The organism is Rhizobiaceae bacterium (assembly GCA_023953845.1).
In the GTDB taxonomy this organism is placed as follows: domain Bacteria; phylum Pseudomonadota; class Alphaproteobacteria; order Rhizobiales; family Rhizobiaceae; genus Arvimicrobium.
Map to the genome: position 1 here is coordinate 4,220,623 of JAMLJC010000001.1, position 13,839 is coordinate 4,234,461.

Here is a 13,839-nt window from a genome sequence, read left to right on the forward strand (position 1 = left end):
CTCCGACGGCGTGATCTTGGGGGAGGGAGCGTCGACTTGCTTCAAGCGGCGCTTCAGTAGCCGATGCAACGAGTGTCGCTCGCTGCCCGCTCCTTAGGTGGTGGTTCTGTCGCGCTGAACCTCGGGGAGCGGCAGGTTCAGGTCTTTCTCGGTCATCTTTCGGTTCCGAGCATTGTACAGCCACGTGGCGAAGGTTTCGAGGAAGGTATTCCTTTCCTGCTTGAGGAGACTTGCCGGTGAAACAGATGATCTCCCATTTTGCGTCGGGCATGGTCGAGAAGTAGAGGCCGTTCCGCCGTTCGAGACCGTATCCGTTGCAGCGGTTGACTTTTCCCGGCAGGACCAGGCCGCGTCTATTCCCGGATATCCTCGTCGAGATCGTTGCGGAAGAAGTTCATGCCGCGCAGCAGCTCTTCCTCGCTCGGGAGGTGCAGCCCCTGCAGGGCTGCGGTCAGGCGGCGGCTGAAATGACGCTCTGCTGAATCCTTGGAGTTCATGGCCGACCCTCAGGCATCCAGGCCGGACTGCTGAGCAGGGCGCCCGAGCCGATACCAGCGTGAGAGCGTTCGCGCCCAGCTACGGTCCTTCGAAAGCAGCCACAGTTCAGACGTTCCGATCAGGCGGTTCTCGCCGGCAAGCTTCGGATGGCCCGTCGAAAGGCCAGCGAGACAGGGCGCCCCCCTCTTGGCGAGGACCCATCGGTCGAGAACCGGGGCATCGTCGCCGGCCATGATTTGTGGAGGCACGCCACGACGGATGCTTTCCATGTCGGCGACCAGCCCGGCGAGCCGCTCCATCTCGCGTGCGAAATCGGCACCGGGTTCGTCGCGCTGGTTGAACAGCAGCATTCGCAAGCCTCCATCTGTCCGCCCCAAGGATCCGTTTCATTCGAATCCTGTGATTCGCTCGAATCAGCGGGACAGACATACGGCGCCCAGTGCGCGGCGTCCATGACGCTCTCTAGGAATTCGTAGACGCCATGTTTATTGGAGACACCCGGTTTCCACAGCGTGCTCTGGAGGAGCAGAGCGTTGCCGAGTACTGAGTCACTATGGATGTGCCGAATGAACTCTTGCGGGCCGCACGGGTCGCCCTCGACCTTGGCCAACGCGACTTGGCGAAGCGCGCGCGCATGAGTCAGAACACGATCCTGCGCATCGAACGCAACGACGAAAAGGTCAGAGTCGAAACACGCCGCCGGCTCCAAGAGGTCTTCGAGAAAGCTGGCGTAACCTTTGTCCCTGATGATGGGGTGTCCGGTCCTGGAATGCGGATACGACGAGATCTGATTCGACAGGGCAAATTGAGGTTCTGAGAACTGGAAATGTTACCAAGAGGGCCGTCTAAGTCGCTGCGTCGCAAAAATCCTGCAGCTGCTGTTCAGGCAGCCTCCCACACCTGATTGAGAATGCGAGCCGCCAGCGCCGCCTTGTCCTGCGGCAGGAAACGACCGTAATGCTTGGCAACCATGTCGGGGGTGTCCTGGATGGCGTAGCTGGCCTGTTCGTATGAGCCGGTCTTCTTCAGGATGTGCGTTGCCAGGATATCCCGAACATTGTGGGGGCCGTGGGGCAACAACCCCTTGATCACGCCGCGCCCGGTGTAGGGATTGTAAATGCCATAGCGCTGGATGATGAGCCGCCAGGCCTCGAAGAAGGTGTTCTGGTCATAGGCTGCCGTCACACTGTTCTCCTTCATCGTCTTCACGAAGAAGGTGCCGGGATCATCTGCCCCCTTGAGGAGGCGAATGCGGTGTCGGCCGACATAGGCATCAATGTATCGGTAGAGGTCGCCTATATCGGGGAGGACGAGACGAAAGGGCTTGTCGCCGAAATAGGATGAGTTGGCATTCTTGAACGCCACTGATGGAATAAAGACCTCCCATCCGTGCTCTCGCTCGCTCCACCGAAGTTCGCCGACTTTCATGTCCTCGAGTTGACGCTCAGAGGTTGGCAATCGTCCCTTCGGGCACAGCAGCAACTGTCTGAGATTTTTCTGGCGAAGGCCTGTATGCAGGCCGAAGCGGATAATAAGGAAGGACCTTACAGCTTCCGCAGCAGATACCGGATATCGGCGCTCGTCCGGCATCGTCCTGATGATCTCGTCGGGGATCTTTCGGTATTCGCCAACGGGGCTGTCAGCCTCGAGAATCGGCATGATCGGCTCGAATGGATCGCGGTGAACCTTCGCCACCCGCTGGATTTCCTTGACGCGTCCAGCACAGTGTTTCTGGCAGATGTCGCAGGTGGCATTCCAGTCAGCTTGCGCAGCCTCGATCTCCGTCTTGGAGATTAGGCCGGGAATGGCGTGCAAGTGTGCCGCCAGATCGGGTCGCTGACGAAGCCAGCCCGTTTCGGCACGCGTTAACGCCAGCGCGATGCGCAGCATGTCGACTTCCCACGCCGTGTAGAATCCGCGGCGCTTCTCACGCCAGGTTAGGTACCAGTCCCACACAGATGGAAAGGCCAGCAGGGCAAATGAAAGTGCCTCCAGCGGAATGCCGTAACCTCGTACTGCATTGCGCTTTGGCGCTGCGAGAGCGCCGAACAGGAGCCCGAAATGTTCGACTTTCTGGGCAGCTGTTTCTTCTCCCCACACCCCAATCCGCTGGAACCCAACGGAGGTCAGGGTCGCTGTCTTGAACTGCAGAAGTTCCGCCATCTCGTTCCAGAGCCGGGCAGGCGCGTCGAGCGCGACATTGGTTGCTCCCTCGAGATCATCGTCACCCGGATCGAATTCGAGTGGCTCCCGCAATACAGCGTGGACCAATGCGCCGGACGCACCGTCGAGCACCCCCGGGAACCGCACACCGTAGCGATTGCGTAGGGCAAGAGCCTGGAAGCGTCGGTAGTCGGTTCCTCCGGAGATGATGTTGTGCTGCACCCACTGGAGTATTTGCTCCCGCTCCTGTGGAGACCGACGGTCGAAGTCGTCCGGAAGGTGCCAGGCAATTCGACGAAGCTGCGACGGTGAAACGTCAGTTGGCCTATGCCCAGTTGCTGCTCGGGCAGGATGGGCGATTTTTGCCTTGAAGTAGCCTTCCGGCAATCGGTATCGTCTCTCGATCCGACCAAGGATTTCAAAGCTGGTCACGGATCGTGGGGCCTTGGTCCCTTGTATCCACGTTACGAATGTCTTGTGGTCGAATGGTTCGTTGGACTTCACGACCGCGCGGTGGAGATGCCAGGCGCTGTCGCCGTGGCGATCTATGTGGAGCTTAAAAGCCTCCGGAAACGTCTCTGGTTCCTCCCATTCCGTCCAAAGCGGGGCCGGAAATTCGACAACAGGCCTGGGCGCGGTACCCCGCTTGCGACGCTGCGGTGGTGGCGAGGCAGATGGCGAGCTATCGTTCGCCGACCCGGGCTTGGCACGGGCCTTCCTTGGCCTGCTGCTCCTGCGAGTCGAGGACAGCTGCTTCGCAGCACTCGCGCGGGGAGGGGCGCTTTTCTCGCTCACGGGCGAGGGGACGAGCTTCTGCTTCCTTGCCTTCGGTCCGATGAAGCGTGTGATTGAGTCGATGCCAGGTTCGAGCACGCTTCCAGCCGCTGCCAGCGCATCCGCGTCCACGCCGGATGCAACCGCGATCTCATTCCAATCAGGTCGGCCTCCTGCGCGTGGCGGCAGGACTGCCTCCTTGATGAGTCCTCGAAGGTAGCAGCCCAGCCGTTCAAGGTCGCGAGGAGGCAGCACAGACGCGCCACGCTGGCGCAGGAACTGATCGATCATGCGGGGAAATGCCGCCCGCCGTGCATTGGTGGTCATTGTCATCTCGTCTGAGAACAACGACCCAGTGCCGTTGCCGGCCCACATCCCTAGCCGGCAACGCCCCCGGCGTCACCGGCCGGCCTGCGCAATGGTTGGCGTCCTGTGGAAAATATTCGGCCGAGGATTTTCAGCTTTGAGAGCGGCGAAGCAGGAGCCCATTCGGGACCGGTGTCGGAGTTTCCGCCCCTCAGAATTTTGATCGCCACATGTGAATTGGAATCGGCGCGCGACTGTGTCGCACACCGTTTCCAATCCCCCTGTGACGATGCTGAAAGAGGCGGGTAGCCGGGCACCGAAGCAAAATGTAAAGTTTGCTTGCAAAAGGGGCTCATTCGACGGCAATTATTTACATTCTGGGATCGAGTGATTGGAGAGACGGCGGATGGTGCCTGCAATTTGGGAACTTGGGAGAAAATTGACTGCCGAGCGTTCCGCCCTTCCGTTCTGACCAAGTTGCTTATCTGGCCGTCAGACGCTTTCGCTGGCGAACAGGATGAGGTTTTCGTCGGGATCGAGGACGATGAAAGTTCGCGATCCCCATGGCTCCGTTCGCGGCTTCTGGTGGAACCGTGCGCCGGCAAGCCGGAACTCTTCGAAAAGCGCGTCTGCATCGGACACCGCGATCGCGACTGAAAGCAGGTCTTCCTCCTTGCTCCGGCGGGGATCGATCACCGCTGTATCGACATGGCGCAGGTTGAGCACGGCGGCATCGCGCCGAATCTGGCCGTAAAAGGCCGGTTCGCCATAGGTGAATTCCACGCCGAAGCCGAGAATATCGGTATAGAAGGCGAGCGCGGCGGCGAAATCCGTGACGAAGACCATGGGCTCTGCGCCGAGCAGCGTCGTTGCGGATCGATCGACCTTGGCGGGCTTTTTCATGCTTCGCTGTTATCATCAAAAGCCGGCGGTGGAAATTCGTCGGGCCAGTCCTCCCGCGTCGCCTGCAATTCCGTGAAGATCACCTCGTAGACCGGCGAATTTTCGGCGAACCATGCCGTGGCGGCCGGCCAGTTGACGCGGTCGGTCATGTCGATCCGCGCGCTTTTCGGCAGCAGGAACATGTTGCCGAGCCTGAGGTTTGGCTGGTCGAGCCTTCCGGCGAGGAATTCCCGGTGGGGAAAGAGATACTCGCGCGTCCGCCATGTCTTCTCGCCCGTCGGGCCGCGCACGAACAGGCCGACGCCGCGATTGGCGATGTAATGGGCGATGACCAGCGGGCGATGGCCGACGAAAAGCCAGCGCGAATGCTCGTTGCCGCGCACCATCCGGCCGTAGAGCGCCGGTAGGCGTTCCGCGAAGAACTGCCAGAAATCCCGCCGGTGCTGGTTGAGTTCCGAGACCATAGCCTCGATCAGGCTGCCGCCAGCGCCTTGATGCCGTCGGCGACGAACTGCACGGCGAGCGCTGCGAGGATCACACCAAGAAGCCGCGTCAGGATCGAACGCCCGGTGGCTCCAAGCAGGCCGTCGATGCGCTCCGCCAGAATGAAGACCAGATAGGTCAGCATCAGGCAAAGCAGGATGATCGCGAGGAGGGATGTCTGCCCCGCCGCTCCGGGCATCCTGCTCGACAGCAGCACGGTCGCCGAAATCGCGCCCGGACCGGCTATCAGCGGGATGGCGAGCGGAAAGGCGGCGATGTCGCGGATATGGTCCTTGGTGATTGCGGTGTCGGCGCTCTTTTCCTTGCGGTCGTTGCGCTTCTCGAACACCATTTCGGCGGCGATGTAGAAAAGCAGCAGCCCGCCCGCGACCCGGAATGCGGGCAGCGTTATGCCGAAGGCACCGAGGATCGCGGCGCCCGCGAGCGCGAAAAGGGCGAGCACGCCGAAGCCGATCACCGATGCCCGGATCGAGACCTGCAGGCGCTCCTCGCGGTTCATGCCGCGCGTCAGCGCCAGGAAAAGCGGAGCCAGCCCCGGCGGATCGATGGTCACCAGAATTGTGACGAAGGCATTGAAAAGGCTTTCCAGGCTTGGCATTTCGGCCCCTCCAGCTTGGTTCGACGCTAGCGCGAAGCGGGCGTGGGCGCCAGCGGTCGTGGCGTCATGGTTCGGTCCTGTCTGCGACCGGAAGCGTCTCTCGCCAAGGGAAGTTGCCGCGACGTCATGAAGCAACCGCATATCCATTTGAAATGACGCGAGAATTTGCCATTGGATAAATGCCGGGAGCATTGGAACGGAGCACGGCATTCCTATATAAGAGGTCAGTGATTCCCTGAGATCGTGATCTATTTTGACAGACCAGAAACCTCCGCACGGCCCTGACGGCGGTCCTTCCGACATCGAACCCATCTCCATTATCGAGGAGATGCAGCGGTCCTACCTCGACTATGCGATGAGCGTCATCGTCAGCCGCGCGCTGCCCGATGTGCGCGACGGCCTGAAGCCTGTGCATCGCCGTATCCTCTATGCCTCGCATGAGAGCGGCTATCACTGGAATCGCAAGCATGTGAAATCGGCCCGCCCCGTCTCCGACGTGATGGGTAAGTACCATCCGCATGGCGACGCCTCGATCTACGACGCCCTCGTGCGCATGGCGCAGGACTGGTCCATGCGCGCGCCGCTCGTCGACGGGCAGGGCAATTTCGGTTCGATCGACAACGATCCGCCGGCGGCGATGCGTTACACGGAAGCGCGCCTAACCAAGCTTGCGCACGAGCTTCTGGAGGACATCGACAAGGAAACGGTCGATTTCCAGGACAATTACGACGGCACTGACAGCGAGCCGAAGGTCCTGCCGGCAAGGTTTCCGAACCTGCTGGTCAACGGCTCGGGCGGCATCGCGGTCGGCATGGCGACCAACATCCCGCCGCACAATCTGACGGAAGTCGTCAACGGCTGCATCGCGCTGATCGACAATCCGGCGATGGAACTGCCGGAACTGATGGAGATCATTCCGGGTCCGGATTTCCCGACCGGCGCCGTCATCCTCGGCCGTTCGGGCATCTATTCGGCGTATTCGACCGGGCGCGGCTCGATCATCATGCGCGGAAAGGTGCATATCGAACCCATCCGCAACGAGCGCGAAGCCATTATCGTCACCGAGATGCCGTTCCAGGTGAACAAGGCGTCGATGATCGAGAAGATGGCCGAACTGGTCCGCGAAAAGCGCATCGAGGGCATCTCCGACATCCGCGATGAGAGCGATCGGCAGGGTTATCGCGTCGTCATCGAGCTGAAGCGCGATGCCGTGGCCGACGTCATCCTGAACCAGCTCTACCGCTTCACGCCGCTGCAGACCTCGTTCGGCGCCAACATGGTGGCGCTGAACGGCGGCAAGCCGGAAGTCCTGACGCTGCTCGACATGTTGCGCGCCTTCGTCGCCTTCCGCGAGGAGGTCATAGGCCGACGTACGAAGTTCCTGCTGAAGAAGGCGCGCGAACGCGCCCACGTTCTCGTCGGCCTGGCCATCGCCGTCGCCAATATCGACGAGGTCATCCGTCTGATCCGCCACGCGCCCGATCCGGCGACGGCGCGCGAGCAGTTGATGGAGCGCCGCTGGCCGGCGGCCGACGTCGAGGCGCTGATCCTGCTGATCGACGATCCGCGTCACCGCATAAACGAGGACGGAACCTACAATCTGTCGGAAGAGCAGGCCCGGGCCATTCTGGAGCTGAGGCTGGCGCGGCTGACCGCGCTCGGTCGCGACGAGATCGCCGACGAGTTGAACAAGATCGGCGCCGAGATCACCGAATTCCTCGACATCCTGTCGTCACGCGCCCGCATCCAGCAGATCGTCAAGGACGAGCTCGCCGCACTGCGCGACGAATTCGGCAATCCGCGCCGCACCGAGATCATCGACGGCGGCGCCGACATGGACGACGAGGACCTGATCCAGCGCGAGGACATGGTCGTCACGGTGACGCACGAAGGCTACATCAAGCGTGTGCCGCTGGCGATCTATCGGGCGCAGAATCGCGGCGGCAAGGGCCGTTCCGGCATGTCCACCAAGGACACGGATTTCGTCACGCGGCTTTTCGTTGCGAACACGCATACGCCGGTGCTGTTCTTCTCCTCGCGCGGCATCGTCTACAAGGAAAAGGTCTGGCGCCTGCCGATCGGCACACCGCAATCGCGTGGCAAGGCGCTCATCAACATGCTGCCGATCGAGAGCGGCGACCGCATCACGGCCATCCTGCCGCTGCCGGACGAGTCGGAGTGGGACAGGCTGGACGTGATGTTCGCCACCACGCGTGGCACGGTGCGTCGCAACAAGCTGAGCGACTTCGCCGACGTCAAGCGGAACGGCAAGATCGCCATGAAGTTCGACGAGGAAGGCGACGCCATCCTTGCGGTCGAGACCTGCACGGAGAATGACGACGTGCTGCTGACGGCGGACAGAGGCCAGTGCATCCGGTTCCCGGTCACCGACGTCCGCGTTTTCCAGAGCCGCGGCTCGCAGGGTGTTCGCGGCATCATGCTGGGCGACGGCGATCGTGCGATCTCGATGACGATCATCGAGCATGTCGATGCCGATGCATCCGAGCGCGCCGCCTATCTCAAGCGTTCGGTCGCGGAGCGCCGGGCGGTCAATGGCGAGGACGAGGACATCGCGCTCACCAACGAGGAGGTGGGCGAGGAGGCGCAGCTTTCCGACGAGCGCTACGAATTCCTCAGGCAGCACGAGCAGTTCGTATTGACCGTGACGGAATACGGCTACGGCAAGCGGTCCTCTTCCTATGATTTCCGGCTGACCGGTCGCGGTGGCAAGGGAATCAGGGCCACGGACGTTTCAAAGACCGCGGAGATCGGAAAGCTGGTCGCGACCTTCCCGGTCGCGCAGGAAGACCAGATCATGCTGGTTTCGGATGGTGGCACGGTGATCCGTGTTCCGGTCGGCAACATCCGTATTGCCAGCCGCGCCACCAAGGGCGTGACGATCTTCTCGACGGCCGAAGGTGAAAAGGTCGTATCTGTCGAGCGGATTTCCGAGCCGCAGGGCGACGACGAGGAGATGGCGGAGCCGCCGGCAGGCTAACAGGCCGCGGTGATGGCCTTCAACGCCAGCGCGACGCACCAAAACCGTCGAAACGGCGCCGGTTTTCGTCGTTCCGGACACGCTGCGCCTCATCGTACATCGCGAACGCGGTGGCGATGAGCATCAGTACGGTCATGGCGAGAGCGAGCATGTAAATCAGCATCGGCGTGATCTCCTGCACCAAGCAACGGCGTCGGCGGACTTTGGTTGCGTGTCTGGTGCTCACGACCTTGTGCCAGTGCGCGTGAATGAGCGCTGAGCCCATCGTTCATGTGCCGTTCATCGGGAGCGACAGGGCGAATTGCCTTTGAGGTTCGCGCCCGATAGAAGCAGCGCCATGACAGATCGTATCGCCATCTATGCCGGCTCCTTCGACCCGCTGACCAACGGGCACCTCGATGTGCTCAAGGCGTCTCTGGCGGTGGCGGACCTGATATATGCCGCTATCGGCATTCATCCGGGCAAGACGCCACTCTTCAGCTTCGAGGAGCGTGTGGAACTGATCCGCATGGCCTGCCGCGCGGAACTGGGCGCGAATGCCGACCGCGTGGAAGTGGTGGCTTTCGACGGGCTGGTCATCGATGCGGCCCGCAAGCACGGCGCCTCCATCATGATCCGCGGCCTGCGCGACGGCACGGATCTCGACTACGAGATGCAGATGGCCGGCATGAACGAGACAATGGCGCCGGAACTGCAGACCGTGTTCCTTCCGGCAAGCCCTTCCGTGCGAACCATTACCGCCACACTCGTCAGGCAGATCGCCGGCATGGGCGGTAACATCGAGCCTTTCGTGCCCGCAGTGGTCGCGCCCGCGCTGCAAGCGAAATTCCCCAAACATTTCTAGGGAGAGACATTCATGCGGTTCAGACAGTTTGCTCTTGCGTTTGCCCTGGTGGCCGCCTTTGCCGGCGGCAAGTCGTTTGCGGCTGAACCTGAAAACACGATGGTCGTCACGCTGAAGGACGGTGACGTCACGATCGCGCTGCGGCCCGACCTCGCGCCGCAGCATGTCGCGCAGATCAAGGCGCTCGTTCGCGAAGGCGCTTACGACAACGTCGCCTTTCACCGCGTGATCGAAGGGTTCATGGCCCAGACCGGCGATGTGCAGTTCGGCGACCTGAACGACGGCTACAATGCGGATCGCGCAGGCACTGGCGGCTCGAACCGGCCGGACCTGCCGGCGGAGTTCTCGCAGGAACCCTATGTACGCGGCACGGTCGGCATGGCCCGGGCGCAGGACCCCGACTCCGCGAATTCGCAATTCTTCATCATGTTCGCGCCAAATCCGGGGCTCGACGGCCAGTATACAGTGGTCGGCAAGGTCGAAAGCGGCATGGATGCCGTCGACAAGATCAAGCGCGGCGATCCCAACATGAACGGCGTGGTCGTCGACCCTGATCGCATGATCAAGGTGCGCATCGCGGCCGACGGCAAGTAAACGACAATCGAAAGGAAACTGGCATGGCCGAGATCAAGGACCCGGAAAACGCGATCATCATGGAGACGACCAAGGGCAAGGTCGTCATCGAACTGTTCCCGGACCTGGCTCCCGGACATGTAGCCCGCATCAAGGAACTGGCGCGTGAAGGCGCCTATGACGGCGTCGTTTTCCACCGCGTCATCGACGGCTTCATGGCGCAGACCGGCGACGTGAAGTTCGGCAAGACCGGCGGCAAGGATTTCAATCCGTCGCGGGCCGGCATGGGCGGTTCCAGCAAGCCCGACCTCAAGGCCGAGTTCTCCAATATGAATCACGGCCGCGGCACGTGCTCGATGGCGCGCGCGCAGAACCCGAATTCGGCTAACTCGCAGTTCTTCATCTGCTTCGAGGATGCCGGCTTCCTGAATCGCCAGTATTCGGTCTGGGGTCAGGTGATCGAAGGCATGGACAATGTCGACAAGATCAAGCGCGGCGAGCCGGTGAAGGACCCCGACCAGATCGTGTCGATGAAGGTCGCCGCCGACGTCAAGGCGGCCTGAGGCGACGGCGCACATGGCGGGGTTCATCTGGTCTCTGCTCGGCATCATGTCGGGCGCGTTCCTCGCCTTGCAGGCGCCCATCAACGCGCAGCTTTCGCGCAGTCTCGGTCTGCCGGTCGCGGCAGCCGGGCTCTCCTTCCTGTCCGGCGCGGTGGTGCTTGGCATCGTGACGCTCGTCATGCTGCGGACGCAGGGCATCACGCTCGACTGGCGCGCCCCGGCTCCGTGGACCTTCGTCACGGGCGGCGTGCTGGGTGCGACCTATGTCACGATCTCGATCTTCCTCGTCCCGAGGATCGGCGCGGCGGCGCTGATGGCGTTTCTCGTCGCAGGCCAGCTGATCGCCGGCATGCTGCTCGACCGCATCGGCTTCCTCGATATGGCGGTGCGCGAGATTTCCTTCGGGCGCATCGCGGGTGCTGCGCTGCTGCTTGCGGGAGCGCTGCTCATCCGGCTCTATTGAGCGCGGGGGCAGATCAGGGAGAACGCCGGAATGCGTGAATGGATGGGGCTTTGCGCTGGTATCCTTGCCGCGTCGACGGTCGCATTGACGACCGAGGCGTATGCGACGGGAGAGATCTCCTGTGGAGGCGAGGGTGTCGGCATCGATCTCCTTGTCGGCCATCTCGACGTGCTGAGCATTGCACGCGCCGTGATAACGATCGGCGACAAGGAGTGGTCTTCCACGCCCGAGAGCTGGCCGGGAATCCCCATTGTCGTTGGCCAGGCCTTCGAGGACGAGAACCATCTGCTGGTCGATATCACTGACGACAATGTGGCGAGTATCATCGGCCGGTTGCGGGTGTTCAAGGCGACGGAGGGCGACCAGTCGGTGGTAGGCGGCGTCTTCACATGGAAGGACCATGGTGCGTTCGTGGTCAATTGCTCCGAGCCGCGATGAAGGTTGACCTCTTCGACTTCGAATTGCCCGAGGATCGGATAGCCCTGCGCCCCGCCGAGCCGCGCGATGCAGCGCGACTGCTCGTCGTGCGGCCCGGAGAGGCGTTTGCCGACCGCATCGTTCGCGATCTGCCTGAACTTCTGTCGCCGGGCGATCTCCTCGTCTTCAACGATACCAAGGTGATACCGGCGCAACTAAACGGTATGCGTCATCGCGGCGAGAACGCTGCGGCAATCGAAGCAACGCTGCACATGCGGGTCGCGCCGGACCGATGGCTGGCCTTCGTCCGCCCGGCGAAACGGCTGAAGGTGGGCGACCGCATCCGTTTCGGGCATGGCGGCGAAGTGTGTTTTCTCGGCAAGCTCGACGCCGACGTGCTGGAGAAACGCGATTCCGGCGAGATCCTGCTCGGCTTCGAGATGTCCGGCGCCTTTCTCGACGAGGCACTGCACGCGGTCGGCCACATTCCGCTGCCGCCCTACATCGCCTCGAAGCGTCCGGAAGACGAGCGCGACCGTACCGACTACCAGACGGTCTACGCGCGCGAGGAGGGCGCCGTCGCCGCCCCTACCGCCGGCCTGCATTTCACGCCAGAGCTCTTCGCGGCGCTGGACGCCCGGGGCATCGAGCGCCGTTTCGTGACGCTGCATGTCGGCGCCGGCACCTTCCTGCCGGTGAAGACGGACGATACGGCCGACCACAAGATGCATGCCGAGACAGGCGAGATTTCGCGTGATGTCGCCGAGGCGATCAACGCCGCGAAGACGCGCGGCAACCGTGTCGTCGCGGTAGGCACGACGTCGCTTCGGCTTCTCGAAAGCGCGGCGGCGGAGGATGGGCGGCTGGAGCCGTGGTCGGGATCGACCGACATCTTCGTCACGCCGGGCTACCGCTTCAGGCTGGTGGACGTGCTGATGACCAATTTCCACCTGCCGCGCTCGACGCTGTTCATGCTGGTTTCGGCATTTGCGGGCATGTCCCGCATGCGCGAGGCCTACAGGCATGCGATCGAAACCGGCTACCGCTTCTACTCTTATGGTGACGGAAGCCTGTTGTTTCGCGCGGAAGCGGAGATTTGATGAGCGAGCAGTTCTCCTTCCGCCTGATCGCCACGGATGGCAAGGCGCGGCGCGGTGAGATCACCATGCCGCGCGGAACGGTGCGCACGCCGGCTTTCATGCCGGTCGGCACCGGCGGCACGGTCAAGGCGATGTATCTGGATCAGGTCCGCGACCTCGGCTCCGACATCATTCTCGGCAACACCTACCACCTGATGCTGCGCCCGGGCGCGGAGCGTGTGGCGCGCCTCGGCGGGCTGCACGAATTCGCGCGCTGGCCCTGGCCGATCCTGACGGACTCCGGTGGCTTTCAGGTCATGTCGCTGTCGCAACTGCGCAAGCTCACGGAAAAGGGTGTCACCTTCCGCTCCCACATCGATGGTGCGCCCTACGAGATGACGCCGGAGCGCTCGATCGAAATCCAGGGCCTGCTCGATTCCGACATCCAGATGCAGCTCGACGAATGCACGGCGTTGCCGGCCAGGCCGGAGGAGATCGAGCGCGCCATGGAGCTTTCCCTGCGCTGGGCGGACCGCTGCAAGACGGCGTTTGGCGACCAGCCCGGCAAGGCGATGTTCGGCATCGTGCAGGGTGGCGACATCGCCTCGCTGCGGGTGAAATCCGCGCAGGCGCTCGCCGCCATGAACCTCAAGGGCTACGCCGTCGGCGGTCTGGCGGTGGGCGAACCGCAGGCGGTGATGCTCGACATGCTGGACGTCACCTGTCCGGAACTGCCGGAGAAGAAGCCGCGCTATCTCATGGGCGTCGGCACGCCGGACGACATCGTGAAGTCCGTGGCGCGGGGCATCGACATGTTCGACTGCGTGATGCCGACGCGGGCAGGGCGGCACGGCCTCGCCTACACGCGGCGCGGCAAGGTCAATCTGCGCAACGCCCGCCATGCCGACGATCCCCGGCCGCTGGACGAGGAAAGCGACTGTCCCGCCGCACGCGACTATTCGCGCGCCTATCTGCATCATCTGGTGAAGTCGCAGGAATCGCTGGGCGCCATGCTGCTGACCTGGAACAATCTCGCCTACTACCAGCGCCTGATGCAGGATTTGCGCGACGCGATCGAGGCCAGCGCCTTCGCCGACCGCGCGGCCGCAATTTCGGAAGGCTGGGCGCGGGGCGATCTGCCGCCGATTTGAACCGC

The 13,839-nt window shown here is 62.6% G+C and carries 16 protein-coding genes; 9 read left to right on the top strand and 7 right to left on the bottom strand.

The genetic code is table 11. The features are described 5' to 3' along the window. Positions 1-353 precede the first annotated feature (353 nt). Together M9955_20865 and M9955_20870 are read right to left on the bottom strand one after the other, a co-directional pair. A complete protein-coding gene (locus M9955_20865; GenBank protein MCO5084095.1) occupies positions 354-497 on the bottom strand; it encodes a hypothetical protein in 144 nt (47 codons plus the stop codon). 9 nt (positions 498-506) lie between these two features. Next, positions 507-848, bottom strand: a complete 342-nt coding sequence (locus M9955_20870; GenBank protein ID MCO5084096.1) for a hypothetical protein — start codon at positions 846-848, stop codon at positions 507-509. 203 nt (positions 849-1,051) lie between these two features. Here M9955_20870 and M9955_20875 point away from each other — a divergent pair, with 203 nt between their 5' ends. Then, entirely contained in the window at positions 1,052-1,315 is a 264-nt protein-coding gene (locus M9955_20875) for a helix-turn-helix domain-containing protein (GenBank protein MCO5084097.1), read from the top strand. A gap of 65 nt (positions 1,316-1,380) precedes the next feature. Here M9955_20875 and M9955_20880 read toward each other — a convergent pair whose 3' ends face one another. The 4 genes from M9955_20880 to M9955_20895 form a co-directional block, all read right to left on the bottom strand. After that, positions 1,381-3,762 carry a hypothetical protein gene (locus M9955_20880; GenBank protein ID MCO5084098.1) on the bottom strand — a complete coding sequence of 794 codons (2,382 nt, stop codon included), beginning with the start codon at positions 3,760-3,762 and terminating at the stop codon, positions 1,381-1,383. A gap of 471 nt (positions 3,763-4,233) precedes the next feature. Continuing rightward, positions 4,234-4,644 (bottom strand): VOC family protein, encoded by a 411-nt coding sequence (locus tag M9955_20885; GenBank protein MCO5084099.1) that lies wholly within the window; start codon positions 4,642-4,644, stop codon positions 4,234-4,236. Next, positions 4,641-5,108 (bottom strand): hypothetical protein, encoded by a 468-nt coding sequence (locus M9955_20890; GenBank protein ID MCO5084100.1) that lies wholly within the window; start codon positions 5,106-5,108, stop codon positions 4,641-4,643. The genes M9955_20885 and M9955_20890 overlap by 4 nt, the downstream gene beginning before the upstream one ends. An 8-nt stretch (positions 5,109-5,116) precedes the next feature. Then, positions 5,117-5,746, bottom strand: coding sequence for a MarC family protein (locus M9955_20895; protein ID MCO5084101.1), 630 nt, complete (start codon positions 5,744-5,746; stop codon positions 5,117-5,119). A 253-nt stretch (positions 5,747-5,999) separates the two neighbouring features. On the opposite strand from M9955_20895, the gene gyrA reads away from it, so the two are divergent. Further along, on the top strand, positions 6,000-8,744 hold the full coding sequence (gyrA, locus tag M9955_20900; protein ID MCO5084102.1) for a DNA gyrase subunit A: 2,745 nt from the start codon (positions 6,000-6,002) through the stop codon (positions 8,742-8,744). A 19-nt stretch (positions 8,745-8,763) separates the two neighbouring features. On the opposite strand, the gene M9955_20905 is transcribed toward gyrA, so the two are convergent. After that, entirely contained in the window at positions 8,764-8,928 is a 165-nt protein-coding gene (locus tag M9955_20905) for a hypothetical protein (protein ID MCO5084103.1), read from the bottom strand. Positions 8,929-9,081: 153 nt separating this feature from the next. On the opposite strand from M9955_20905, the gene coaD reads away from it, so the two are divergent. The 7 genes from coaD to tgt all read left to right on the top strand — a co-directional run bounded on the left by coaD (position 9,082) and on the right by tgt (position 13,834). After that, positions 9,082-9,588 carry a pantetheine-phosphate adenylyltransferase gene (coaD, locus tag M9955_20910; protein MCO5084104.1) on the top strand — a complete coding sequence of 169 codons (507 nt, stop codon included), beginning with the start codon at positions 9,082-9,084 and terminating at the stop codon, positions 9,586-9,588. Positions 9,589-9,687: 99 nt separating this feature from the next. After that, the gene (locus M9955_20915; protein MCO5084105.1) at positions 9,688-10,182 is read left to right on the top strand and encodes a peptidylprolyl isomerase; all 495 of its coding nucleotides are present in this window, start codon (positions 9,688-9,690) and stop codon (positions 10,180-10,182) included. 23 nt (positions 10,183-10,205) lie between these two features. Then, the gene (locus M9955_20920) at positions 10,206-10,724 is read left to right on the top strand and encodes a peptidylprolyl isomerase (GenBank protein MCO5084106.1); all 519 of its coding nucleotides are present in this window, start codon (positions 10,206-10,208) and stop codon (positions 10,722-10,724) included. Positions 10,725-10,737: 13 nt separating this feature from the next. Beyond that, positions 10,738-11,187, top strand: a complete 450-nt coding sequence (locus M9955_20925) for a DMT family transporter (GenBank protein MCO5084107.1) — start codon at positions 10,738-10,740, stop codon at positions 11,185-11,187. 30 nt (positions 11,188-11,217) lie between these two features. Then, positions 11,218-11,625 carry a hypothetical protein gene (locus M9955_20930; protein MCO5084108.1) on the top strand — a complete coding sequence of 136 codons (408 nt, stop codon included), beginning with the start codon at positions 11,218-11,220 and terminating at the stop codon, positions 11,623-11,625. Next, entirely contained in the window at positions 11,622-12,704 is a 1,083-nt protein-coding gene (gene queA, locus M9955_20935) for a tRNA preQ1(34) S-adenosylmethionine ribosyltransferase-isomerase QueA (GenBank protein ID MCO5084109.1), read from the top strand. The genes M9955_20930 and queA overlap by 4 nt, the downstream gene beginning before the upstream one ends. Beyond that, complete coding sequence (gene tgt, locus M9955_20940; GenBank protein MCO5084110.1) at positions 12,704-13,834, top strand: tRNA guanosine(34) transglycosylase Tgt; 1,131 nt, start codon at positions 12,704-12,706, stop codon at positions 13,832-13,834. Before queA ends, tgt begins: the two co-directional genes overlap by 1 nt. Positions 13,835-13,839: the final 5 nt, after the last annotated feature.